The 21,716-nt window shown below is 63.7% G+C and carries 24 protein-coding genes and 1 pseudogene; 1 reads left to right on the top strand and 24 read right to left on the bottom strand.

The features are described 5' to 3' along the window. Positions 1–92 precede the first annotated feature (92 nt). The 16 genes from QSK43_RS23350 to QSK43_RS23275 all read right to left on the bottom strand — a co-directional run bounded on the left by QSK43_RS23350 (position 93) and on the right by QSK43_RS23275 (position 14,733). Positions 93–2,087, bottom strand: a complete 1,995-nt coding sequence (locus tag QSK43_RS23350; protein WP_332305471.1) for a heme lyase CcmF/NrfE family subunit — start codon at positions 2,085–2,087, stop codon at positions 93–95. Next, complete coding sequence (gene ccmE / locus QSK43_RS23345) at positions 2,084–2,590, bottom strand: cytochrome c maturation protein CcmE (protein WP_332305470.1); 507 nt, start codon at positions 2,588–2,590, stop codon at positions 2,084–2,086. Before ccmE ends, QSK43_RS23350 begins: the two co-directional genes overlap by 4 nt. Beyond that, entirely contained in the window at positions 2,587–3,750 is a 1,164-nt protein-coding gene (gene ccmI / locus QSK43_RS23340; RefSeq protein ID WP_332305515.1) for a c-type cytochrome biogenesis protein CcmI, read from the bottom strand. The genes ccmE and ccmI overlap by 4 nt, the downstream gene beginning before the upstream one ends. A 146-nt stretch (positions 3,751–3,896) precedes the next feature. After that, positions 3,897–4,328 (bottom strand): hypothetical protein, encoded by a 432-nt coding sequence (locus tag QSK43_RS23335; protein WP_332305514.1) that lies wholly within the window; start codon positions 4,326–4,328, stop codon positions 3,897–3,899. A 107-nt stretch (positions 4,329–4,435) separates the two neighbouring features. Then, the gene (locus QSK43_RS23330; RefSeq protein WP_332305469.1) at positions 4,436–5,836 is read right to left on the bottom strand and encodes a HAMP domain-containing sensor histidine kinase; all 1,401 of its coding nucleotides are present in this window, start codon (positions 5,834–5,836) and stop codon (positions 4,436–4,438) included. Then, positions 5,826–6,497, bottom strand: coding sequence for a response regulator transcription factor (locus QSK43_RS23325; RefSeq protein ID WP_003512135.1), 672 nt, complete (start codon positions 6,495–6,497; stop codon positions 5,826–5,828). The genes QSK43_RS23330 and QSK43_RS23325 overlap by 11 nt, the downstream gene beginning before the upstream one ends. Before the next feature lie 95 nt (positions 6,498–6,592). After that, positions 6,593–6,847: a hypothetical protein gene (locus tag QSK43_RS23320; protein ID WP_045017107.1), complete on the bottom strand. Its 255-nt coding sequence runs from the start codon at positions 6,845–6,847 to the stop codon at positions 6,593–6,595. 139 nt (positions 6,848–6,986) lie between these two features. Further along, complete coding sequence (locus QSK43_RS23315) at positions 6,987–7,193, bottom strand: hypothetical protein (protein ID WP_045017109.1); 207 nt, start codon at positions 7,191–7,193, stop codon at positions 6,987–6,989. 34 nt (positions 7,194–7,227) lie between these two features. Further along, the gene (locus tag QSK43_RS23310; protein WP_332305468.1) at positions 7,228–11,031 is read right to left on the bottom strand and encodes a baseplate multidomain protein megatron; all 3,804 of its coding nucleotides are present in this window, start codon (positions 11,029–11,031) and stop codon (positions 7,228–7,230) included. An 18-nt stretch (positions 11,032–11,049) separates the two neighbouring features. Then, positions 11,050–11,484, bottom strand: a complete 435-nt coding sequence (locus QSK43_RS23305; protein ID WP_332305467.1) for a C40 family peptidase — start codon at positions 11,482–11,484, stop codon at positions 11,050–11,052. After that, positions 11,481–12,365: a DUF2163 domain-containing protein gene (locus QSK43_RS23300; RefSeq protein ID WP_332305466.1), complete on the bottom strand. Its 885-nt coding sequence runs from the start codon at positions 12,363–12,365 to the stop codon at positions 11,481–11,483. Before QSK43_RS23300 ends, QSK43_RS23305 begins: the two co-directional genes overlap by 4 nt. Continuing rightward, positions 12,362–13,000 carry a TIGR02217 family protein gene (locus QSK43_RS23295; RefSeq protein WP_332305465.1) on the bottom strand — a complete coding sequence of 213 codons (639 nt, stop codon included), beginning with the start codon at positions 12,998–13,000 and terminating at the stop codon, positions 12,362–12,364. Before QSK43_RS23295 ends, QSK43_RS23300 begins: the two co-directional genes overlap by 4 nt. Positions 13,001–13,069: 69 nt before the next feature. Next, positions 13,070–13,651, bottom strand: a complete 582-nt coding sequence (locus QSK43_RS23290) for a phage tail tape measure protein (RefSeq protein WP_332305464.1) — start codon at positions 13,649–13,651, stop codon at positions 13,070–13,072. 97 nt (positions 13,652–13,748) lie between these two features. Further along, positions 13,749–13,940, bottom strand: coding sequence for a rcc01693 family protein (locus tag QSK43_RS23285; protein WP_332305463.1), 192 nt, complete (start codon positions 13,938–13,940; stop codon positions 13,749–13,751). Between the two features lie 26 nt (positions 13,941–13,966). Then, entirely contained in the window at positions 13,967–14,326 is a 360-nt protein-coding gene (locus tag QSK43_RS23280) for a gene transfer agent family protein (protein WP_332305462.1), read from the bottom strand. Further along, positions 14,326–14,733, bottom strand: coding sequence for a phage major tail protein, TP901-1 family (locus tag QSK43_RS23275; RefSeq protein WP_332305461.1), 408 nt, complete (start codon positions 14,731–14,733; stop codon positions 14,326–14,328). Before QSK43_RS23275 ends, QSK43_RS23280 begins: the two co-directional genes overlap by 1 nt. Positions 14,734–14,826: 93 nt before the next feature. Here QSK43_RS23275 and QSK43_RS23270 point away from each other — a divergent pair, with 93 nt between their 5' ends. Beyond that, a complete protein-coding gene (locus QSK43_RS23270; RefSeq protein ID WP_332305460.1) occupies positions 14,827–16,026 on the top strand; it encodes an MFS transporter in 1,200 nt (399 codons plus the stop codon). Positions 16,027–16,033: 7 nt separating this feature from the next. On the opposite strand, the pseudogene QSK43_RS23265 reads toward QSK43_RS23270, so the two are convergent. From QSK43_RS23265 to QSK43_RS23230, 8 genes and pseudogenes are all read right to left on the bottom strand, one after another. Further along, positions 16,034–16,427: pseudogene (locus QSK43_RS23265) on the bottom strand (DUF3168 domain-containing protein). After that, the gene (locus QSK43_RS23260) at positions 16,424–16,759 is read right to left on the bottom strand and encodes a phage head closure protein (protein ID WP_332305459.1); all 336 of its coding nucleotides are present in this window, start codon (positions 16,757–16,759) and stop codon (positions 16,424–16,426) included. Before QSK43_RS23260 ends, QSK43_RS23265 begins: the two are co-directional and overlap by 4 nt. Positions 16,760–16,762: 3 nt before the next feature. Further along, the gene (locus QSK43_RS23255) at positions 16,763–17,332 is read right to left on the bottom strand and encodes a head-tail connector protein (RefSeq protein ID WP_332305513.1); all 570 of its coding nucleotides are present in this window, start codon (positions 17,330–17,332) and stop codon (positions 16,763–16,765) included. A 201-nt stretch (positions 17,333–17,533) separates the two neighbouring features. Further along, positions 17,534–18,802, bottom strand: coding sequence for a phage major capsid protein (locus QSK43_RS23250; protein ID WP_332305458.1), 1,269 nt, complete (start codon positions 18,800–18,802; stop codon positions 17,534–17,536). Between the two features lie 36 nt (positions 18,803–18,838). After that, complete coding sequence (locus tag QSK43_RS23245; RefSeq protein WP_332305457.1) at positions 18,839–19,429, bottom strand: HK97 family phage prohead protease; 591 nt, start codon at positions 19,427–19,429, stop codon at positions 18,839–18,841. Positions 19,430–19,471: 42 nt separating this feature from the next. Continuing rightward, positions 19,472–19,792, bottom strand: a complete 321-nt coding sequence (locus tag QSK43_RS23240; RefSeq protein WP_332305456.1) for a DUF6107 family protein — start codon at positions 19,790–19,792, stop codon at positions 19,472–19,474. A 187-nt stretch (positions 19,793–19,979) separates the two neighbouring features. Beyond that, on the bottom strand, positions 19,980–21,146 hold the full coding sequence (locus QSK43_RS23235; RefSeq protein WP_332305455.1) for a phage portal protein: 1,167 nt from the start codon (positions 21,144–21,146) through the stop codon (positions 19,980–19,982). A 228-nt stretch (positions 21,147–21,374) separates the two neighbouring features. Beyond that, entirely contained in the window at positions 21,375–21,698 is a 324-nt protein-coding gene (locus QSK43_RS23230; protein ID WP_003512096.1) for a Dabb family protein, read from the bottom strand. Between the last annotated feature and the right edge of the window lie 18 nt (positions 21,699–21,716).

The following is a 21,716-nucleotide window of genomic DNA, read 5'->3' as shown; positions in this document are numbered from 1 at the left end:
AGTCCTTGGGCTGAAAGGGGTCTTTCGCCGCGCAGACGCGCGTCGACTGGATTCCTGTGACAGGCACATGAATGAGGGTAGGAAGGCCGCACTCATTCCGCCGCCTCCGGCATCGCGGCCGCTTTTACCGGCTTCGCCTTGCGGTTCGGCGCGCCCACCCGCAACCGTCTGTCGGAGAGCGAGATGAAGCCGCCTGCCATCATGAAGAGCGTGCCGCCCCAGATGCAGAGGATGAAGGGTTTCCACCAGATGCGCACCACCATGCCGCCATCGGCCATGGGATCGCCGAGCGAGACATAGAGCTGGCTGAGGCCGAAGGTCACGATGCCCGCTTCCGTCGTCGGCATGCGGCGTGCGGTGTAGAGCCGCTTGGAAGACCAGACGTCGGCCACCTCCACGCCCGCCTTGCGCACGGTGAAATGGCCGCGATCCTCGGTGAAGTTCGGGCCGACGGCATGGCGGATGCCGTCGAAGGTGAGGCTATAACCGCCCGCTTCCGCCACCATGCCCTGCTTCATTTCCAGAACCGTTTCGGTCTCGAAGGTGGTGACGGTGACGATGCCGAGCACGGTGATGCCAAGCCCCATATGGGCAAGCGCGGCACCGAAAGCCGAGCGCGGCAGGCCCTTGAGGCGGCGGAACGCAATGCCAAAGGCCAGCTTGCCGAAGTTGGCGCGATACCAGAGATCGGCGAACGCCCCGAAGATCAGCCAGAAGCCGGCGGCAATGCCGAGTGCCGCCAGCACCGGACCACCGTTTTCCACATACCACAGCGTCAGCCCGGCAAGGGCTGCAACGGCCGCCGCCACATAAAGCCGCTGGAACGCCCCGAGAAGATCGCCGCGTTTCCAGGCCAGCATCGGCCCAAAGGGCGTGACGATCAGGATCGGGATCATCAGGAGGCCGAAGGTGAGGTTGAAGAACGGCGCACCGACCGAGATTTTTTCACCCGTCAGCGTTTCGAGAATGAGCGGGTAAAGCGTGCCGATCAGCACGGTCGCGGTCGATACCGTCAGGATCAGGTTGTTGAGGACGAGCGCGCCTTCGCGCGAGATCGGCGCAAACAACCCGCCCACCTTCAATGTCGGCGCGCGCCACGCGAAGAGCGCAAAGGCTCCGCCGATGAAAAGCGTCAGAATGCAGAGGATGAAGATGCCACGGCTCGGATCGGTGGCGAAGGCGTGCACGGAGGTCAGAACGCCGGAGCGCACGAGGAAGGTGCCGAGCAGCGACAGCGAAAACGTCATGATCGCCAGAAGCACGGTCCAGATTTTAAGCGCCTCGCGCTTTTCCATGACGAGCGCCGAATGCAGCAGCGCCGTGCCCGCAAGCCATGGCATGAAGGAGGCGTTTTCCACCGGGTCCCAGAACCACCAGCCGCCCCAGCCGAGTTCGTAATAGGCCCAATAGGACCCCATGGAGATGCCCGCCGTCAGGAAGGTCCATGCTGCCAGCGTCCACGGCCTTACCCAGCGCGCCCATGCCGCATCGATCCGACCTTCCAGAAGTGCTGCGACGGCGAAGGAAAAACAGACGGAAAAGCCGACATAACCGAGATAGAGCAGCGGCGGATGGATGGCGAGACCGAAATCCTGAAGGATCGGGTTCAGGTCCTGCCCTTCGGCCGGCACCCGCTCCAGACGCATGAACGGATTGGAGGTGAGCAGGATGAACAGCAGGAAAGCGACGGAAATCCAAGCCTGCACGGAGAGCACATTGGCTTTGAGCGTTTCCGGCAGGTTGCGACCGAAGACGGCGACGAGCATGCTGAAAAACACCAGGATCAGCAGCCACAGCAACATGGAGCCTTCGTGGTTGCCCCATACGCCGGTCAGCTTGTAGAGCATCGGCATCAGCGAATGGGAGTTTTCCCAAACATTACGGACGGAGAAATCCGAGACGGCGTAAGCCCGCGTCAACGCCGCGAAGGACAAGGCCACCAGCAGGAACATCATGATGGAGCCGATCGAGGCGATATCCATCAACGCGCGGTCGTTGCGGCGTGCACCGATCACCGGCAGCGTCGAGACGATCAGCCCCACGGCGAGCGCCAGAACCAGAACATAGTGGCCGATCTCGTTGATCATCGCGTCGCTCCGGTCTTGTCGGCCGAAGCCCCGTCTGTGGAAACGCCGGAAGGCTGTCCGCCCCCCTCGGTTTGCTGCCACAGGCCCTTGTCCTTCAGCCGGTCGGCCACTTCCTTCGGCATATAGTTCTCGTCGTGTTTGGCCAGAACGCTGTCAGCCACAAAACCGCGGGTCGCGGCATCGAAAACGCCTTCCGTCACCACGCCCTGCCCCTCGCGGAAGAGATCGGGCAGGATGCCGGTATAGCTGACCGGTACGTTTGCTTCGCCGTCGGTCACGGTGAAGCTTACCGTGCGGCCCTCGCCGCGCTTGACGGAGCCTTCCGCCACCAGCCCGCCAAGGCGGATGCGGGTGCCGGGATTGACCGGCGTCTTCTCCAGATCGGCCGGCATGTAGAAATAGGCGATGGACTGGCCGAAGGCGAACATGACGAGTAACACCGCCGCGACGATGAAGCTCATGCCGCCGCCGATGATCGCCAGCCGTTTCTGTTTGCGGGTCATTGCGTCACTCCCTGCGGCGCCGCATTCGGCGGAGCGCTCCCCCTGACCGGTCCGGCCGAAACGCCCAATTCCTTTGCCAGCGCCAGAAGCTGTCTGCCCTGCTCGCCCTCGGGCGGAAAAGCCTGCAGGCCGGCTCTCAATGCCGCACCCGCCTTCGCTTCGTTCTTCAAGACGGAATAGGCGCGCATGAGACGCATCCAGCCCTCGAGATCAGCGGGGTCTTCTTTCAGCTTGGCGTCGAGGCTCGCCACCATGCCCTCGATCATTGCCTGCCGATCGGCGGGCGTCATGTCTTTCGCCGCCGCCACATCGTCTGCGGTCGGGCCGGGTGCTGTGGGCGCTGCCTTACCGCCGGTTCTGGCGATATGTTCACGCACCAGCGGCAACCATGGCGCACCGGCGGGCGCATCCGCCGCCAGCGCCGCAAAGGCCGCGCGCGCTTCTTCGGCCTTACCCGCCTGCTCCAGCGAAAGCGCCAGATAAAATCGGGCGCGCGGGTTGCCGGGCTTCAACCGCTCGGCTTCGGCAAAGGCCTTGCGCGCGGCTTCGATGACGATGCCGTCATTGCCCGCCACCAGCGTTTCGCCAAGTCCCGTCAGTCGTTCCGGGTTTGGTCCGTCGAGCCGAAGCGCATTGCGATAGGCAAGCTCGGCATCGCCAAGCCGCATCGTCTTGAAATAGATCGGCGCGAGGATATCCCAGCCAGCGCCGTCATCCGGGTTCTGCGCCAGATGCCTTTCGGCCCGGGCGACGAGAAGGTTCATGTCGTTGCCGGGGTTTTCAAGACGTGCTTCCAGCGGCATGTCCGGCACCTCCGGACTTCCCTTCCAGACGTAAAGACAGAGGCCGAGTGCCGGCAGCAGAACGGTGATCAGGGTTACGGCGAGATTGTGCCCAAGCGGCCGGGCGCTGCTTTCAGCACCTTGCCCGGCATCGGCGGCGGCAAGCAGCCGGCGGCCAATTTCGGCGCGGGCATATTCGGCCTCGGTTTCGCCGATCAGGCCGGCCGCGCGTTCACGGTCGAGTTCGGCAAGCTGGTCGCGATAGACGGCAACTTCGCCGTCGCGCCGCGTCTGCGACACCTCGGTCTTCCGCATCAGCGGGTACATCAGGACGATGGCGACAGCCGCCGTCAGTATCGCAACGACAATCCAGAACATAAGGCTCAATTACTCGAATGCACGGCACATGGAAACATGAAGCACGGAGATGACGTGAATTTGAGACATCACGCCGCACCGCCCGGCATGTTCCGGCTGCACCGCGATGCCCCTTCCTGTCATTGTGGAAAATCCGCGACCTTGATTTACGTCAAAGGAGACCAGCTGCCATCGGCATTGCGGCAGGCCGCACCGCGCACCCGGGTTTCCTTTTCATCGACGGTCAGGGTGTGGGAATATTGCCGGCAATTCTGGTTGCCGACCTGATAGGGCGCGTTGGCGACCACCTGCCCGCTGGCATCGTCGCCGGTCCATGAGACCGGCGTGCCGACCGGGGACGTTTCCAGCGCCTTATATTCCGCCTCGAGCGCCTTGGTCTGGTCGCCCCTGTCAAGTTGCACGCCGCTTCGCCCGACAATGCCGCCCTGCAGATTGGCAAGGAACGGTGTCGAAGGCTGCGCCGAGCGGCCAAACAGGCTGCCACCGCCCGCCGGGCGGGTGCCCGTGGTGGTGCAGGCGCTCAGCATCGAAACGCACAGGATCGAGAGAAGTGCCGGGCGTGACACCAGCGAACGCATCGTCACGGAGCGACAGCCATCATACACGTCAACCAAACCCTGTCCTCTTTCCGCTACCGCATTGCACCTAATATACCGGCATTGAATTTCTTGCCTTTTTTCGTGGCTCACGCAAGCTCTTTCGAGAGGCCGGGCAAAATCAGATCGGCTTTCAGCCCACCTATCCCGCTGCGCGAGAGGGAAAAACGGCCATGGTATTCAGACACCACCTCGGAAACGATCGACAATCCGAGGCCCGTTCCCGGTCGGCTCTCATCCAGCCGCCTGCCGCGCTTCATCGCTTCGCTGATCTGTTCCGGCTCCAGCCCCGGCCCATCATCCTCGACAGTCAGCTCCACCCAGGAACGGCGCGCGATTTCAGCATCGGAGGACGGGTGTGTGCCGGCGGTAAGCGTGACGACCACTCTCGTCTCGGCAAAACGCGCGGCATTTTCCAGAAGGTTGCCGACGACCTCCTCCAGATCCTGCTGCTCCATGCCAAGCACGGTGCCGGGTTGTTCGAAATTCAGCACGAACTGCTTGTCCGGGTTCAGGCGGCGCATCACGCGCACCAGCCGTTCCAGCGCCGGCTCCGCTTCCACTCGGGCAAGGATCGAGCCGCGCTGGGCGGCGATGCGGGCGCGGGAAAGATAGGACTGCACCTGCGCCTGCATGGCGTCGGCCTGCGCACGCACCAGATCGCCATGCTGCGGCTCCAGCGTGCGGGCCTCGTTCAGAAGCACGGCAATCGGCGTTTTCAGCGAATGCGCGAGATTGCCGACCTGCATGCGGGCGCGCTCCACAAGCCGCCGGTTGCTGTCGATCAGCGCGTTGACCTCGTTCGCCAGCGGCTGGATTTCGCGCGGGAAATCACCTTCGAGGCTTTCCGCCTCCCCGCCCCTGATCTTGCCGAGCGCCACGCGGGCCTGATCGAGCGGCCGCAGACTGTAGAGAATGGCGAGACCGTTGACGACCAGACTGCCGACGCCGAAGACGGCGAGCGCCAGATAAAGGCTGTTGGAAAAATCGCGCACATCGTCTTCAACGACATTCAGATTGCCGGAGACGCGAAACCGCGCCGCACGACCCTCACCATCAAGCACGACTTCCGTTTCGGCCACGCGCACCTTATTGCCCGCCTCATCGGTGACGGCATAAAACCGCTCATAGCGGTTATCGAAAGGCGCATCGATGATGCTCGGCACCGGCAGGGACGAGACGCCGAGCGAAGAGGAGACCAGCGGCGCGGTCTGGAAGTTGCCGAGCGGCTCCACCACCCAGTACCAGCCGGTATCGGGCTGCGAGAACCTGAGATCGCCGAGCTGCGGACTGCCCGCCAGCGTGTTCTCGTTGGAAATCGTCACGGAATTGATGACGTTATAGAGCTGGGCGCGCAGGAGATCGGTGAAGCTACGCTCCACGCCCTGCCGGTAGAGCGTCGAAATCACAACAGCGATCACCACCAGCGCCAGCGCCGACCAGGCAGAGGCGAGCAGCAGAACGCGGGCGGTAAGAGAGTTACTTCGCATCTGCCGGCGCTTGCATCCGGTAACCGAGACCACGGATCGTCTCGATCAGATCAACCCCGAGCTTCTTGCGCAAACGTCCGACAAACACCTCGATCGTGTTGGAATCCCTATCGAAATCCTGATCGTACATATGTTCGACCAGCTCCGTGCGCGAGACGACCTCGCCCATGTGATGCATGAGATAGGAGAGCAGGCGGAACTCGTGCGAGGTGAGCTTCAGCGTCACGCCGTTGACGGTCGCCTTGGAGGATTTGGTGTCGAGCTTGACCGGACCGCAGACGAGTTCGGAGGAGGCATGGCCGGCGGCGCGGCGGATGAGCGCGCGCACACGGGCGAGGACCTCTTCGACATGGAAGGGCTTGGTCACGTAATCGTCGGCACCGGCATCGATGCCCGCCACCTTGTCGCTCCAGCGATCGCGGGCAGTGAGAATGAGGACCGGCATGGCCTTGCCTGCGGCGCGCCATTTCTCGACGACGGTGATGCCGTCCATCTGCGGCAGGCCGATATCGAGAACGATCGCGTCATAGGGCTCGGTATCGCCGAGATAATGCCCTTCCTCGCCGTCGAATGCCTGATCGACAACATAACCGGCTTCTTTCAGCGCATCGGTCAGCTGACGATTGAGATTGGCATCATCCTCAACCACGAGAATACGCATTGTCCGCCCTTTCCTGTGTCCCGGCCCGCGCGCGCGTTGCCGGTCATGCTAAGTCTCTCGGATCGTTTTCCGATATTTCGGCGATGCGGGCAAGGCTACATCGGCACGCGCATCGTCACCTTGCGCGGGCGCTCGCCATTACCCTGGACGAGAACGGTGACGACACAGGACTGACCGTCGCCGGAGGGATAGACCGAAAGAAGCTGGCCGCCGGTTTCGCGCACCACACGGGAGACGGCTGCGCCGCAGTCGCTCGCAGCCAGAATGTAATGGCCCTGCAAATCAGCCTCGGGCGCCGTGAAACCGGAAAGCCCGGCTGCAAGCGTCGCGATGATGAGAGGTGATGCCATTGCACAAATCTTCCAGATAAATCGGGTGCGTCTCGAACCGTATTGTGACCGAAGTTGTAGCGCAAAGCGTCTGAATGGCAAATGAATGCCGCCCCCGCCGCGACGGCGCACGGTGGGGACGGCATGGGCGCAAACGTTGTCAGCGGATGGCGCGGGTTGCCGAAAGGCGGCCGTAAAGCGCGATCAGGCCGCCAATTCCGCCCGCCACCGTCACCAGCCCCTCCGCCAGCTCGCCCTGCAGGCCTGCGGGCAGGTTAAGACCGGCGATGCTGAAAAGCGGCGCGAAAACCGCAATCAGCGCCCCCCAGATCGTGCGCGATTGATACCATGGCTTGGTAGTGTCCATAATCTCGTCCTTTGCGTTGTTTTTCAGGCAGTTGTCAGAGCGGGAGAAGGGCTTGCGCCGCCACTCCCGAGGGCACCGCGCGGCCGAGCTGGCGGACACGCACGGAAATGTGATCCCGCAATGCCGGGAAATCTGTGAGTTCATCCGTGGCGGGGTACAACCATAAGGGTTCGGAGACCTCCGCCGTGCGTCGTACTGCCTCGCCGTCCAGCACCTCCACGCGGTAACGCTCGAAAGGCTCGTCCAGTGGTATCTCCGTGGCGTCCCAGCCATCGGCGTCCACCCGGCCCCGGCGCATCCAGCGCAGCAGAACGCCGTCCCTGCGTCGCTCGCCGGAAAGATGCGCCGGCGCAAGCGGCGTCTGCGCCCGCATGCCACCCTCGAAGGCGAAAGGCCCGGCGGGAGCGCCCGCCTTTCCCGCGACTTCAGCGATCCAGTTCAGGCGACGTCCGCAGTCGCTCGCGGCAAGGCCGAGCGGCTGCACCGCCGCATCCAGCACCACGACCGCGCTGCCGATGGCCGCGCCTGCGGCAAGCGCGTCTTCCGTGCAGCCAAGCCCACGCAGCAGGGCGGAAAGCCGCCAGCGAGAGGGCGCGATTTCCTCGGCCCGCGCAAAAGCGACGATCTCCCAGACACCGTTTGCGGCCCTGACCGCGATGCGGTTCTCACCGTTCAGCACCGAAAGTTCCTCAGCCGAGGAAAGCTCGCCGGAGGGCAGATCGATCAGGATGGTGTTTTTGCGGTCGAAACGGCCGGACGGACCGGGCGTCAGAGGCATCGTCAGCGCACCGATCATCGCGGGCCGGTCGAACACGGCGCGTTGGCGATAGCCTTCCGCACCCGGCGAAGCGGAGACGAGAACCGGCCGCCAGGGCCTCGCAAAAACTGCGATCCGCGCCGAATCTTCCGGCGCGGCGCCGTCATGGCGCGGCAGGTCGAGAAACAGCACCTCCGGGGCAAAACCTTCCGTACCGGTTCCACCACCCGTGCGCCGTTCGTCCGCAGCGCCTGCGAAAACGGAGAGGCCAGCGGAAAAGGCGCGCGCTTCCACCTGACGCACATTGCCGTCTTCGATCCGGCTGACCAGAAACCGTCCTGCCGGAGCTTCCGCAAAAACGCCTTGCGGAAGGCGGATGCAATCGCCGGGTTCCAGAGCGATATCTCCAGGCGGCAGGGCAAAGCGCAAGCTGCGCCGCGCCTGCCGGTTGTCGCGCAACAGGGCCTCAGCCGCCGCTTCCGCCGTTTCCGCCGAGAGGGCAGCGTTGAGATCGAGCCGCATCACCCGGCTGCCGGCATCATCGATGCGACGCGAACGCACGCTGGCCTGCTCGTAATCAAGCGCGGGATTGAAGGAGGTCAGCACGGCTTCAGCAGCGAAATCGCTGTCATGGCCGCGATTTTCCGACCACAACGGCTCGTCCTCCAGATCGGCGACCAAGGCCACGTCACGAACGGGCAGCACCGCCGAGTTGCGGGAACGGAAGCGCAGGGTTCCGCCATCTTCAGTGGCATCCACCTGAAACGCGGCCATCAACGGTTCCAGCAGGTTGCGGGCGGAGGTGACGTCGCCCTGCACATAACCGGTCAGGTCGCCGCTGACGGCGGAGACGTCGAAACCGGAAAAGCCGTGATCGGTGAGGATTGCCGCAATCGTATCCGCAAGCGTCGCGGTTCCGAGCCTCCCGTTCAGCCAATGGCCGGTGCGCCAGTTTGCGCCGTCGCTCCAGGCCGCTCCATTCTGCGGAAAGGCCGGAAAAGGCCGCGCATCCCAGGTCCACAGGTAAACCCGGTTTCTGTCCACCATCGCGGCATCGTCTTCGCCCGTCCAATGCTCAAGATGTGCTTCCAGAAACCGCCGCTGCTGGCTGTCGGCGCGGCCCCTGCGGGAAAAATAGGGAAAGGCGTTTTCCGCCGATTTCGGATCGGGAAAGACATTCGGGCGCGTCGCACTCTTGTCCACCGCCGGGCAGCCGAGTTCGGTGAACCAGACCGGCTTCGATCCCGGAACCCATGCGGTCGGTGTGGTTTTCTCTGCGCCCTTCACCCGCTCGTAGTGGGCGTTCAGCCACCAGTTTCCGATGTCCTTGTAACGGAACACCCATGGCTTGCCCTTCAGCCCATCGGTGATGGCCGTGCGCCGCCGCGCCACGCGATCCGCGTCGCTGGCGTAATACCAGTCGAAGCCTTCGCCTGCCGTCATCGCACGGCGGAAGACGCCAGCATCGTCCGGGCCGCTCATGCCATCAGGATTGCCGTTTGCGACGTCCTCATCGCGCCAGTCGGAAAGCGGCATGTAATTGTCGATGCCGATGGCGTCGATATCGGGGCTTGCCCACAGCGGATCGAGATTGAAGAACACGTCGCCCGAACCGTCCGCCGGCTGGTAGCCGAAATATTCGCTCCAGTCCGCGCCATAGGTCAGTTTCGTCTCCGGCCCGACAATGGCGCGCACATCCGCCGCCAGCCGCACCAGTTCCTCCACGAAAGGAAAGGCATCGTTGCGGTCGCGCAGGCCTGTCAGGCCGCGAAACTCCGAACCGATCAGGAAGGCGTCAACGCCGCCCGCCTTTGCCGCAAGTGCCGCGTAATGCAGCACCATGCGGCGATATCCTTCTTCGCGGTTGCAGAAGGTGGAAATTTCCGCCCGTGCTGCCTCGCTGCGGTCGGGCGAACCTGCCCTACCGGGGGCCGGAAAACAGGTGATGCGCCCGCGCCAGCCATAGGCGTCCTGCTCGCCTTTGCCATAGGGGTCAGACAGGCCGTTGCTGGCCGGCACATCCATCATCACGAAGGGGTAAAGGCAGACCTTCAGCCCACGCGCCTTGAGGTCGGCTATCGCCTGCACCACGCTCGCATCATCCGGCGTGCCGCCATAGGCCGGTCCGCCATCGTGGTGGCTTACCAGATGCGCCTCCCCACGTGACAGGCCGGCGACGGACCACGGGGCGCTTTCCCGGTCGCGGTCGGCCACTTCCACGCCCGGCAGAATGCGGCATTCGCCCGCCCGCATGTCAGTGCCGAACCAGCTCACCACAAGGGCCACATTGCGAAGGTTGGGGCAAAGCGCCTGCAATTCGTCGATGGCCGCCTGCCAGTCGGTCGAAGCCGTAAGACCGTTGCGGTTCATGATGCGGCTTTCACCCAGGCCGGTACGTTCGGAAACCTGCGCCGTGGCGTAGCCGTGTTCCGTCGCACCGGGGATGATGGTGATGGCACGGATGGCTTTTTCCAGCCTTCCGACCGGCCGCACCACCTCGAACTGCATGAGCGGAATGCGATTGCCATAACCGTCGAGCGGCAGGCGTTCGAACACGACATAGGCCAGCCCCCGAAAAGCCGGCGCGTTGCCCGCGCCCTGTTTCGCCTCGATCAACGGATCGGGCAGCTGGGTTTCGCTGCCGGGATAAAAGCGCATCTCGATGTCTGTCAGGTCCAGTTCCCGCCCATCGGCCCAGACGCGCCGCACCATGGCCGCTTCGCCTTCGCATAGCCCGACGGCAAGATTGGCGAAGTATCGATAGGTTTCCACCTTCGGGCCGCGATTGCCCTTGCCGCCGCGGCGTTCCACCTCCACGCTTTCCTCGAAGCGCGTCGCCCAGATGAGCGTGCCGCCGATCCTCGCCGTGCCGTAAAGCCGGTTGATGGCGGCGCCCTCGTCCGCACCGGGAATCCGCGCCGTCGAAAGCCTTGCGCCCGATACGGTCCGTCCGTTCGAAAGCAACGCACGGTCGACGGCATTGCCCGCCAGCGCACCGGCCGCGCGGCCGATAACGGCTCCTAGAGGGCCGAAAACGCCGCCGAGTGCTGCGCCCGCCGCCTGAAAGATAATGGTCGCCATGGGTCGCCTCGGAAAATATCAGGGATCGGGAAAACGGAAGACGCCGGCAATGCGCCGCTTCCAGCCCGGAACGAGGGCGGAGCGCACCACCGCCGCCTGTTCATAGGCGTGGATGAAATGTTGCTGTCCGGCGAAGATGCCGAGATGTTTCGCCGCCGCGTCGCGCCGCCAGCGGAACAGCAGGATGTCGCCCGGCATCGCTTCGTCCATGTCGCGCACGGTCGCGAAATAGCGCTTCGCCGCCGCCATCAGCCGGTCTTCGCCGCCGCGCTCCGCCCAATCAGGCGCATAGGGCGGTGGCAGTTCGGGCTCTTCGCCATAAAGCGTGCGCCAGATGCCCCTGACGAGGCCGAGGCAATCGCAGCCGACGCCCTGCAATGACGCCTGATGCCGGTAGGGTGTGCCAATCCAGCCTTGCGCCAGCGCCAGCACTCTTTCTCCAGTCCCGTTCATGGAAACAACGCCTTGCCATCATGGGTCTGGCTGCCGCTGGCGTAGGAATAGGCGAAGTCCGCGCCCGGCAGATGCGGAAAGCCGCGAAAGTTCAGATGATTGGCGAATTTCGTCTTGCAGGTCGCAAAGCTCTTGTCGCATCCGGCCGTGACTTCGAAAACGTCACCCGGTGACGGCGCCTGTTCCGGGGCCAGCCAGAAGGACAGAAGCGTGTCGCCACCGCGCTTCTCGTGCCCATCGAGATCGAAACTCTTGCCGGTGAGCCGTCCGCTCAGGAACCTCATCTTGCCCCGGCTGAAGAAACCGTCCGTGAAAGCCTCAAGCCCTGTCGCCAGCAGATTGCCCGCCGTATCTACGCCCGTAACCTTGCCGCCGCCGGTAAATCGCTTGAGATCGACGCCGCATCGCCTGTCGCCAAGTGCGGCATCGCAGCGCCGCCCATAAACCCTGCCCTGCGGCTGGCCGAGGCGATGGGCGATGCTGCGCAGCTCGGCGCGAAATGCGCCGCCCGCCCGTGTCACCTCGCCGATTTCCCGCATGTTCAGCAACAGATGCTGTTCGGGCACCTGCCAGTTGACGAGGAACAGCGCCACCTGCGCGCCATCGAAACGCCCGGCAGCGAGATCGTTTTCCGAAATCGCCTCGCTGGAAAAACCGCCCGCCACCTCGCCCGCACTCGCGCCCAGCCCAACCTCGCTGTCGCCATCGCTCGCCCCAAAGCCGCTTGCGGCCAAGTAGGCCGTACCGCCGAAGGACAGGGTCTCGTCATGGTCGGTAAAGCCGATCAACACACCGTCCTTCAGCGTCACCTGCCAGCAATGGCAGGTGGTGGTGGCGTCGCCTTCCAGATGTTCGGCAAGGGCGGGAGGAATGGTCTTCATGGCAGGATTTCCATCAGTGGAATGGAGGGAATACGCCCCGCCTCGAAGGCAGTCAGGTTGATGTCGATGCGATCGATCGCGAACCGCACCGGCACGTCGAATTCGTAACCGGCGCGGATGGCTACGCCGGCAGGCGGCACCTGCCCAGCGCGAAACGTCACCATGCCGGTTGAATGATCGACCGAAAAATCCGTTGCCGAGGCTTTCACCCCTGCTATGGAAACGACGACAGAACCCTCGACCGGCTTTTCCAGCCGACGGGTGAAGGCGCCGCCCGCATCGGCATAGGTCTTCAACAGCTGAAAACTTGCAGTCATGCCATCGCCGGTGCCGATCCGCTGGTCGGTAGCGGCGGGTGTCGCGCCTGGCGGGCAGGATTTAAAATCTACCGGATCGCGAAAACGGAAGCCATAAAGTTCGCCGCGACGCGCCTCGAAAAAGGAAAGCACCTCGTAAAGATCGGCGACGGAGCGGATGCCGGATCCGGCGTCATAGGCGCGTCTGGCATTCTTCCAGCGCTGATTGCGGTTCTCCCGCCCGTTGGAAAGGTTGACGATATCGGTCCGTCTCACCGGCCCGCCGCTGGTGCCGAGCGCCAGCCGCAGCGGAAACCGCACTTCATGAAATGCCGCCATGTCGTTGTTCCACGAATCTTTTTGCTGTGTTGGGAAATACGTCGCGCGCCCGAAGGGGCGTGCAGCGCCTCACAATCCGCGCTGGCCGCGCCCGACACTGCGGGCGAGCATGGCGGCAATCTGGCCTTCGCTTTTCCTGAAGCTCGCCGCATCGGTCGCAGTCACATTGAAGACGATCTGCGCTCCGCCGCCGCCTGCGGGTGCAGCAACACCCAGAGCCCCATCCGAACCGCGTTTCAGCGGCAGGATGGCCTCCGCGCCCGCCTCGCCCATCAGGCCTAGCCCCGCCCCCATCGGAAAGAAGGCGGGGCTGGAGACGACGCCGCCATCCGCAAAAGGCGTGATACTGCGTCCCGGCACCCCGCCATCGGCGAAGGCAAACAGCGAGCCGCCACCGTTCAAAAGCCCGCCGACGGCATTGCCGATCATGCTCTCGAGCGGCTTCAGCCCGGCGGAAAGCGCCATGCCGGAGAGCTTTTGCCCAAGGCCGCGCAACACATCGTCCAGCCCCTTACCGCCCGTCGTCGCCGCCTGCATGGCGGAGGTCAGCGCCGCCCCGAACCGCTCGGAGCGCCGTTCGAGATCGCCCATCACATCCGCGAGCGCTTCCGCCTCCTCGCGGCTCCCCGCAATCGATCCTTCGCCTGCCATCGCGCTTGCCTTTCTGATTCAAAACGGAGCCGTATATTTTTGAATTGCCCGGTGGTTTTCACGAAAAAATGCGCCTCCAAAAAAAAGAAACCACAATTCACCCATCCGGAAACCGCCGTATCATCGCCTCCATCGCCGGACGGTCGATAGTGCTGGAAATGGCGCGTGTGCCGCCTGTCATCGCGAAGAACTCCCTTGGTGTCAGCCGCCAGAAGGTTTCGGAGGAAAGCCGCAGCAGGCAGAAGCCGGTGTGGATCACCGCCTCCCAGGGGAAAGGACGCGGTGTCACACTCTCCGCCTCGCCTGCTGCGGCGCTTAGGGGTCCGGTGGCGTCTGCCCTTTCGGACCGGCGAAAGTCGCGGTCAGAAGATCGGCGACGATGACGGCGTGGCCGGCGATGCCGCCCTCGACGGTGGCGGCGGCGACATCCTCATCGGAAAACACATTGCCCGCGCCGCGCAGACCCGCGCCGATCACCCGGATCATATCCGCCGCCTTCATGCGCCCGCTTGCGAAACGTTCGGCGAGTGCAGTGAGATCATCGGCCTGAAAGGCGGTTTCGAGTTCGGCAAGCGCGCCGAGCGTCAGGCACAGAATGCGCCGCTCCCCGTCGATCAGCGCCTCGATCTCGCCGCGATGACGGTTGGCCCGCCCGTAACGCAATCCCTGCGGCATCAGATCGCTCCGAAGGTGAGGAGACCGGCCGATTCCAGCGCGATCTCGAATTGCACTTCTCCATCATGGCGGCCGGAATATTCGAGCGCGACGATCTGAAACGGCCCGGCGACGGTGCCGAAATCGGGAATGACAATCTGCCAACCCGGAATTGTGCCGGCGAAAAACGCGCCGCGTACCAGCGCATCGCTTGCCAGATCCTTGAAGATGCCGGAAGCCGTCAGCGACGCCCGCTGCACGCCGGCACCGGCCAGCAATTCTCGCCAGCGCCCAGCACTTTCACCGTCCGTTATGTCCACGGTCTGGGCGTTGAACGCCAGCCGCTTGGTTCTCAGCCCCGCCACGGTCGTGTAGGCACCGGAATTGTTGATCTTCAGCAGCAGGTCCTTGCCCTTTTGCGCCACCATTCGTGTTCTCCTTGTTGTCTCGATTGATGTTGCCGCCCTGCTAAAGGCCTGCTACCAATAGCTTTCCAGCCCCTCGCACTTCCGATTTTCATCATGTCCGATGCCTCCCCTCCCACGTCTCGTGCGCGCCTTATCGGCGTGCTTGCGGTTGGGCAGGTCGTCAGCTGGGGCACATGTTTCGACATGCTGGGCCTGCTCGGACCCAGGATCGGCCAGGAACTGGCAATCACGAACGAGATCGTTTTTGCCGGCCTTACCGTCATGATGACGATAAGCGCGCTGTGCGGACCGCTTCTGGGAAGAACTCTCGTGCGCCACGGCGCAGCACCCGTCCTTGTGGCGGGTTCGTTGCTCTTCACCGCCGGTTTTATCGTGCTGGCCTTTGCAGGCGGCGTAAAAAGCTATGTCCTCGGCTGGGTCGTGATGGGTTTTGCCGCAGCCTGCGGCCTGACGACGGCTGCCCACACCGCCGTGGTGGAGCGTGTCGGCGCTGAAAGCGGACGGTCGCTGACGCTTCTGATGTTGTTTACCGGGCTTTCGGCGGCGATTTTTCTGCCCGTCACAGCATTCGCAAATCAGCACTTCGGCTGGCGCAGCATCCTTTTCGGGTATGCCTGTCTGCAATTTTTCGTTCTTCTGCCTCTTTACGTCTTTGCTCTTCCCGGGCGACCGACGCGCAGAGTGGCGAAGCCGAAGGACGCAACCGCCATTTCACCGGCGCCTGCCGATACACGACGCGCCTTTGTGCTTCTGGCGGCAATGACGACGATCAGCGCCTTCACGACCTTCGGCCTGTCGCCGCTCCTGCCCTTGCTGCTGGTGCAGGCGGGCGCTTCGCAATCGCTTGCCGTGCAGCTGGCGGCCGTGCGCAGCATACTTGCCATCACGGCGCGCGGGCTGGATTTTCTGCTCGGAAAACACGGAGGCCCTTTCGTCACCGCCGTGATCGGCTTCTGTCTGCTGCTCGTGTCCTTCATCCTGCTGATCGTTTTTGCCCCGGCCATGCCCGCTTTCATCGGCTTCATCGTTTTCTTCGGCTTTGGCGCAGGCGTACTCACCGTCAGCCGGGCCGTATTGCCGCTGGCGGTATTCTCCCCGGAGCAATACGGCCTTCAGGCCGCGCGCATTTCCCTGCCGCAGAACCTTGCCATTGCCGTGGCCCCCGTCATTTTCACGCTGGCGCTGGATCGTGGCGGGGTATCGGCCATGCTGACCATTGCCGCCGTGCTGATCGGCATTTCGTTTCTGCTGCTGATCATCCTCTGGAGAGCCGTGCGCAAACAGGCTTCCTGAGCCGGCCCTATTCCGTCACCGCCCTGAAACGCATTTCCGCAAGGAAATTCCGCGTCTTCGGCTCGCGCCGCGAGCGGGTGGAGAGAAATTGCAGATTGACGAGCGAGATGCCGGTGAGCGGAAGGGCTGCGTCGTCGAGCAGGATTTTCACCCGCTCGGCGATTTCCTCCGCACGTTTGCGGCCATTGGCCTCACCATATTTGAAGCGACAGAAAATGCTCCTCGGCCTTTTCCGTCGCCGTCGAATAATCGCGGCTTTCGAGATCGCCAATGACGATTGAGGGCAAGAGCCCGCGCGGCAAAAGCCGATCAACGACGCCACCTGGGGTGAGCGCCACCAGCGCGACATCCCCGGCAAGCCGCACGAAGATTGCCTTTAGAAGCGGGTTTGCGGCGCTCACGGGCTTTCCTCCTCGCAGCGACAGACGATGAAGCGGCCGGTTTCGTCCGGGTCCATCACGGTGCGGATCGCCAGAATACGCCGGCCCTTGCGAAAGCGCATGCCGGCGGCGATATCGCTGCGCCAGGCCAGCCAGACGCGGTGGGTTATCGTCACGCCCTCGGCGGAGGCCCGTTCGTGGGACGTATCGGACACGGGTTCGATCGCGGCCCAGAGCGAGCGCAGGACATTCCAGCTTTCCGCAGCACCACCTTGCCCATCCGGCGTTTGCGTGCGCACGTCCAGTTCCAGCCGCGCCGTCAGCTTGCCGTTGTCGAGAAAAACGAGGTTCATGGCTTAAAGCCCCACACGGCAGAAAGGCGACACCAGCCGCTCATAACCGGCGGGAACACCAGCCGGCTGGTTTTCCAGAGCAACGGCGCCACGAAAGGCGAACATCTGGGCCACATGCATCAGCATGGCTCGTTTCAGCGTATCGGGCACATCCGTTCCCGCCTCGCCATAACCGGCAGCGAAGTCGATTTCGATGCCGTTCATCGCCCGCCCAGGCGCTGGCGGATCGCGCAGCCACAGCCTTGCGGGCCGCGCCTCGCCGTCGAGCAATCTGTCGGCGGCGGCGATGTCGGTCGCGCGCCCCTTACCATCGAAAACGACAATCGTTTCGATGGCTTGCACCGGTCCCTTGCCAATCGGAATCACGCCGCTCGGCGGCCATCGGTCGAGATAAAGCCGCCATGTCTGACGTATGAGGCAAAGCCCGGTCGTGCGTTCCAGATGTTCGCGGGCGGTACGGATCAGCGCGGCGAGAAGCGCGTCCTCATCGGCGGTATCGAGACGCAGATGCGCCTTGACCTCGGCAAGCGTCAGCGGCTCCGCCTGCGGCGGATGAATGAGGGCATAGGTCATGGGGTCTCCGGAGAAGATGGCAATCGCGTGAGTGAGTGAGTGGGTGGGTGCCACTTGTTTCTTCTCCCCGCCGGGGAAAAGGTCGCGGCAGCGGGATGAGGGGGCGAGGTCGGTGATAGATCGAGAGGTTGCCCCTCATCCGGCCCTTCGGGCCATCTTTTCCCCAAGACGGGGAGAAGAAACGGGCCGAGACATCTACCTTCAACTCACCCCGAACTTCACCAGCTTGATCGCCTCGAAGTTCTGCACGCCGCCGCCCACACGTTTGGTGGTGTAGAACAGCACATAGGGTTTCGCCGAATAGGGATCGCGCAGGATGCGGACGCCGGTGCGGTCGACGACGAGGTAGCCGGCGCGGAAATCCCCGAAAGCGATGCCGAAGCTGTTTGCCGTAACGTTCGGCATATCCTCGGCTTCCATCACCGGGAAGCCCATCAGCGAGGCGGGCTGGCCGGCAGCGGCTGGCGGATGCCAGAGATAGGCGCCGGTCGTGTCCTTGAAGCGGCGCAGCGCCCCTTGCGTCTTGCGGTTCATCACGAAGTTGCCGTTCTGGCGATGACCCGCCTTCAGCCCATAGACGGCATCCAGCAACACGTCCATCGGCCCGGCGGAAGCAAAGCCGCCCGCAACACCGGTCGCGACATAACCGATATTGCCCCAGCTCCAGTTGTCGTTGGTAACGGCCGTATAGGACAGGAAACCCTTCGGCCTGTTGACGCCGTCGCCGGTGACGAAGGCGGCGGCCTCCTGCTCGGCAAAGGCGATATCCACTTCCGAAGCGATCCAGGCATCGATATCGACGGCCGCGTCATCCAGCAGACCCTGCGTGGCCGCAGGCATGGCGTAGAGTTCCATGGTCGGGAAGGAAAGTTCGGCCAGCTGCGGCGTCGCCGTCTGCGGACGGGCCGCCGTTTCGGAGACCCAGCCGGTTGCCAGTCCGCCGGGCGAAAACGGCTTTTTCAGCACGGCGGTGGACACCTGCCGCACGGTCGCCAGTGATCGGATCGGCGAAATCGCCGTCATGCGGCGGCCGATCTCGCCATCCGTCTCGGTCGGCAGCAGAAAACCGCCATCAGCGCCGCTTGATCCGGCAAAGGCCTTGGCCTCCAGATCGCGCAGTGCACCCTCCTCGCCCCGGCGGATATAGGCCTCGAAGGCGGCGTTGTGCTCATCCATATCGGTGGAGTGCGCCTGCTTGCGGCCAAGTGCCGGACGCGCCTTCTTGAGCGCCAGATCGTCCATGATCCTGCGGTTGTCATCGAGCGCCTTGTCGATGCGGTCGAGCTTGTCACGGGTCACGACATCAGCGCCCATCTTGCGTTCGATATCGGCAAGCCGCTGGTCGTTGGTGTCGCGGAAGACCTCGAACGCCTCCATGAATTCATCGAAGGCCGCCGTCATCGTGTCGGGCACGGCCTTTATCTGCGGTGCAACCGTCATTGCGGCCGGTCTGGTGGTCTGGTCTGTCATGTCGCCATCCTTGTGTCGGAAGTGTCTGTCGGGAAGTCAGCGTTTGAAGGCGGTGTCGAAAAGCGAGCGCGCGGCGCGGCGCATGGTGCGCACCAGTTCGGTCTCGCGGTCGCGAAAGAAGCGGGCGTGCTTGACGTCGGAGACCCTGGCCGACGGCAGCATCGGAAAAGTCACGACGGAGATTTCCCAGAGATCGGCTTCCAGAATGCGCCTGACGCCGGAACGTGCCGCCTTGCCGGAACGCCCCTCCTTACTGGAACGTATAGTGCGAAAACCGATGGACAGCCCGTCCAGCGCGCCCGTCTTCATCAGCGAATGCACCTCGCGGGAGCGGGCGACGCCGGGGGCCAGAACGCCCTCGACGTAAAGGCCGCGCTCATCCTCGCGGATGGTGCGCCATGCGCCGATAGGCTCGGCCGGATCGTGCTGATAGAGCATGCGGATGCCGGCCGCGCCGCGTTCCTCGATCGAGCGGCGGAAAGCACCGCGCTCGATCACGTCGCGACCGAGATCGACCTCGCCGAAGACGCTGGCATAACCGGAAAACGTGCCGTCGCCGGATATGCCGCACAGTTCCAGATTGGCGAATTTGCGCGTGGCGGGGCGCGGCCCGCGATAGACGTGCATGGGAAACTCCTGCGATGTGAAGAAAGGGGAGCCGCGTGGAGGCTAAGCGCGCGGACGGGCGTTGTAGCGGTCGGCTACGCGCACCAGCAGGCCAAGCCCCCACCAGGCCACCATGCTGGCCGCGGCCGAGCCCGCCACCATGATTTCGCGGCCGGAAAGCGCGCCGGCGATATCAAGCTGCTGCACGATCCACAGGCCGACCGGCCCGCCGAAGATCATGCCGCAGGAGACCCCGGTCACGAAACGGCTCGCCGCTTCGCGTTTGCTTTTCGGCAGGAGATAGACGAGCGACACACCCGCGCCTGCCACGGCACCGGTGATGCGGGCGGCCCAGATGCCGGCCTCATTGGCGAATTCAGACATGGGTAATCATTCCGGTTTAAGATGTGAAAAGTCGGACAGACGCGCCGCGTCGCCCTCGGGTCAGTTGCGCACTTTCAAAACGCCGTTTCGCGAGTCTTCAGAATCGCTTGGGCGGCAGACCTCACAAAACGATTCCGCTGGTTCATAAATTGCTCGAAGATGCGATCCGCTACGGCGGCCTCGCCGCCTAGTAGCCGACCGCCTCCCGTTTTTCCTCGTCGGTCAGAAACGACGCCGCGCCGATGCGCGTCCACAACGCGTCCCGCTCGCCGGCAAGCCCGGCGATCCTGTCGAGATCCGGCTCCAGCCTCAGCCCTGAACCGAACACCGGCGACAGCCAGCCGCAGAGCCTTGCCGCCGTGCGGTTGACCAGCGGCAGCACGGTGAGGCGATAGAAGGCGCGGTTCGCTTCCTGGTAATTGGCATAGGTATTGTCGCCGGGAATGCCGATCAGCATCGGCGGCACACCGAGCGACAGCGCGATGTCGCGCGCGGCACCGTTGCGTGCTTCCAGAAAATCCATGTCGCGCGGCGAAAGTCCCATCGCCTTCCAGTCAAGCCCGCCTTCCAGAAGCAGCGGCCGGCCCGCATTCATCGCGCCCTGATAACCTTCCTCCAGCTCGCGTTTCAGCCGTTCATACTGCTCGGTGGAAAGATTGCCGCCTTCCTTCGGCTGGTAGACCAGCGCGCCGGAAGGCCGGGCGGAATTGTCGAGCAGGCGTTTGTTCCACTGGCTGGCGGCATTGTGCAGATCGAGAGCGGCCCCCGCAGAGGCGAGCGGCGCGAACCCCGCGCGATCATCCAGCGGGTGGAAAAGCTTCAGGTGCAGCAGTCCCAGCCCGTCACGATCAGTGGCGATACGCCTGATGGCGCGGCCTTCGGCACGGTAATCGTAACCCACCGGCCAGCCATCTGCCCCCTCGACGATGCTGACCCGGTCGGGCCGCAGAAGATGCAGTTCGCGCAGGCGCTCGCCGATCAGCAGCGGCTCGACATAGGCGTTTCCGGCCAGCATCAGATGGCCGTACAGCGCCTCGAAAAAATCCGGCCCGCCCATATGGGCGCTCGGCTTGGCCAGAAGCGTCAGCAGCGGATGATCGCCGATCTCCTCATTGCCATCGTAAAGCAGCCAGCTGACCGACGCGGAGGCTTCCGCCACCATGCGGGCGGCACGGTGCGCCACAGGGTTTTTCATGAAGCCCTCGCGGGCAAGTGCGGCATAGGATCGGCCGGACCAGAAGGCCTGCCCACCCTGCGCCGCCACCGCCATGAAGCCACCCGTCGCCGTTTTGCGTTCGGGCACGGCTCTGCCATCCGCCGGGCGCCGCCACGGCAGGGAAAACGGAAATCGCATGGAATTGTCCTTGTTTTGTCGCCGTGCGGCATCTGCATGCCGTCACCCCGGACTAGATCCGGGGTCCAGCGCGATCAAATCCTTGATCGCGTAAGACTCTTCTCACGGCGCAGACGCGCCGTGGCTGGATGCCGGATCTAGTCCGGCATGACGGAGGAATAGTTTACGCCTATTGTCCGCAAACCGAGCACAGATGCGCCCCCGCCCTCTTTGAGGAAAAGAGAACGCTTACCGGATCGGCGCTTTTACCGCCGTATCGCTGTTGAAATCGGCGGCCACACGGGTTTCACGCAGCGGCTTTACCGTGCGGGTCGACAGATCGTAGGCGGGGTCGGCCTTATAAGCAGCCAGCGCCGCCTCGTTTTCAAACTCGCCATAGACGATGAAATCGACCGAATTGCCCCATTGGTCCTTCTTCACGTTTTCGCCGATTTCCAGCTTCAGCGAATGCGGTATCGCGGTGAGGCCGGAAAGCCCCTTGCGCACGGCGTCGCGGTTTTCCTCGGGAACGGTGAAAAAAACGATATGGCGGATCACGGTGTCACCTGTCATGCAAAATTCGAATTCGGC

It is taken from the genome of Rhizobium sp. GR12 (genome assembly GCF_036596185.1).
Classification (GTDB): domain Bacteria; phylum Pseudomonadota; class Alphaproteobacteria; order Rhizobiales; family Rhizobiaceae; genus Agrobacterium; species Agrobacterium nepotum.
Note: the sequence above shows the minus strand (reverse complement) of the source record. Positions and strands in the feature narration are given on the sequence as shown.

Excerpts from the sequence above, each read along its gene's own strand:
- QSK43_RS23350 (WP_332305471.1), bottom strand. The coding sequence starts at position 2,087 with ATGATCAACGAGATCGGCCACTATGTTCTGGTTCTGGCGCTCGCCGTG.
- ccmE (WP_332305470.1), bottom strand. The coding sequence starts at position 2,590 with ATGACCCGCAAACAGAAACGGCTGGCGATCATCGGCGGCGGCATGAGC.
- ccmI (WP_332305515.1), bottom strand. The coding sequence starts at position 3,750 with ATGTTCTGGATTGTCGTTGCGATACTGACGGCGGCTGTCGCCATCGTC.
- QSK43_RS23335 (WP_332305514.1), bottom strand. The coding sequence starts at position 4,328 with ATGCGTTCGCTGGTGTCACGCCCGGCACTTCTCTCGATCCTGTGCGTT.
- QSK43_RS23330 (WP_332305469.1), bottom strand. The coding sequence starts at position 5,836 with ATGCGAAGTAACTCTCTTACCGCCCGCGTTCTGCTGCTCGCCTCTGCC.
- QSK43_RS23325 (WP_003512135.1), bottom strand. The coding sequence starts at position 6,497 with ATGCGTATTCTCGTGGTTGAGGATGATGCCAATCTCAATCGTCAGCTG.
- QSK43_RS23320 (WP_045017107.1), bottom strand. The coding sequence starts at position 6,847 with ATGGCATCACCTCTCATCATCGCGACGCTTGCAGCCGGGCTTTCCGGT.
- QSK43_RS23315 (WP_045017109.1), bottom strand. The coding sequence starts at position 7,193 with ATGGACACTACCAAGCCATGGTATCAATCGCGCACGATCTGGGGGGCG.
- QSK43_RS23310 (WP_332305468.1), bottom strand. The coding sequence starts at position 11,031 with ATGGCGACCATTATCTTTCAGGCGGCGGGCGCAGCACTCGGCGGCGTT.
- QSK43_RS23305 (WP_332305467.1), bottom strand. The coding sequence starts at position 11,484 with ATGAACGGGACTGGAGAAAGAGTGCTGGCGCTGGCGCAAGGCTGGATT.
- QSK43_RS23300 (WP_332305466.1), bottom strand. The coding sequence starts at position 12,365 with ATGAAGACCATTCCTCCCGCCCTTGCCGAACATCTGGAAGGCGACGCC.
- QSK43_RS23295 (WP_332305465.1), bottom strand. The coding sequence starts at position 13,000 with ATGGCGGCATTTCATGAAGTGCGGTTTCCGCTGCGGCTGGCGCTCGGC.
- QSK43_RS23290 (WP_332305464.1), bottom strand. The coding sequence starts at position 13,651 with ATGGCAGGCGAAGGATCGATTGCGGGGAGCCGCGAGGAGGCGGAAGCG.
- QSK43_RS23280 (WP_332305462.1), bottom strand. The coding sequence starts at position 14,326 with ATGCCGCAGGGATTGCGTTACGGGCGGGCCAACCGTCATCGCGGCGAG.
- QSK43_RS23275 (WP_332305461.1), bottom strand. The coding sequence starts at position 14,733 with ATGGTGGCGCAAAAGGGCAAGGACCTGCTGCTGAAGATCAACAATTCC.
- QSK43_RS23270 (WP_332305460.1), top strand. The coding sequence starts at position 14,827 with ATGTCCGATGCCTCCCCTCCCACGTCTCGTGCGCGCCTTATCGGCGTG.
- QSK43_RS23260 (WP_332305459.1), bottom strand. The coding sequence starts at position 16,759 with ATGAACCTCGTTTTTCTCGACAACGGCAAGCTGACGGCGCGGCTGGAA.
- QSK43_RS23255 (WP_332305513.1), bottom strand. The coding sequence starts at position 17,332 with ATGACCTATGCCCTCATTCATCCGCCGCAGGCGGAGCCGCTGACGCTT.
- QSK43_RS23250 (WP_332305458.1), bottom strand. The coding sequence starts at position 18,802 with ATGACAGACCAGACCACCAGACCGGCCGCAATGACGGTTGCACCGCAG.
- QSK43_RS23245 (WP_332305457.1), bottom strand. The coding sequence starts at position 19,429 with ATGCACGTCTATCGCGGGCCGCGCCCCGCCACGCGCAAATTCGCCAAT.
- QSK43_RS23240 (WP_332305456.1), bottom strand. The coding sequence starts at position 19,792 with ATGTCTGAATTCGCCAATGAGGCCGGCATCTGGGCCGCCCGCATCACC.
- QSK43_RS23235 (WP_332305455.1), bottom strand. The coding sequence starts at position 21,146 with ATGCGATTTCCGTTTTCCCTGCCGTGGCGGCGCCCGGCGGATGGCAGA.
- QSK43_RS23230 (WP_003512096.1), bottom strand. The coding sequence starts at position 21,698 with ATGACAGGTGACACCGTGATCCGCCATATCGTTTTTTTCACCGTTCCC.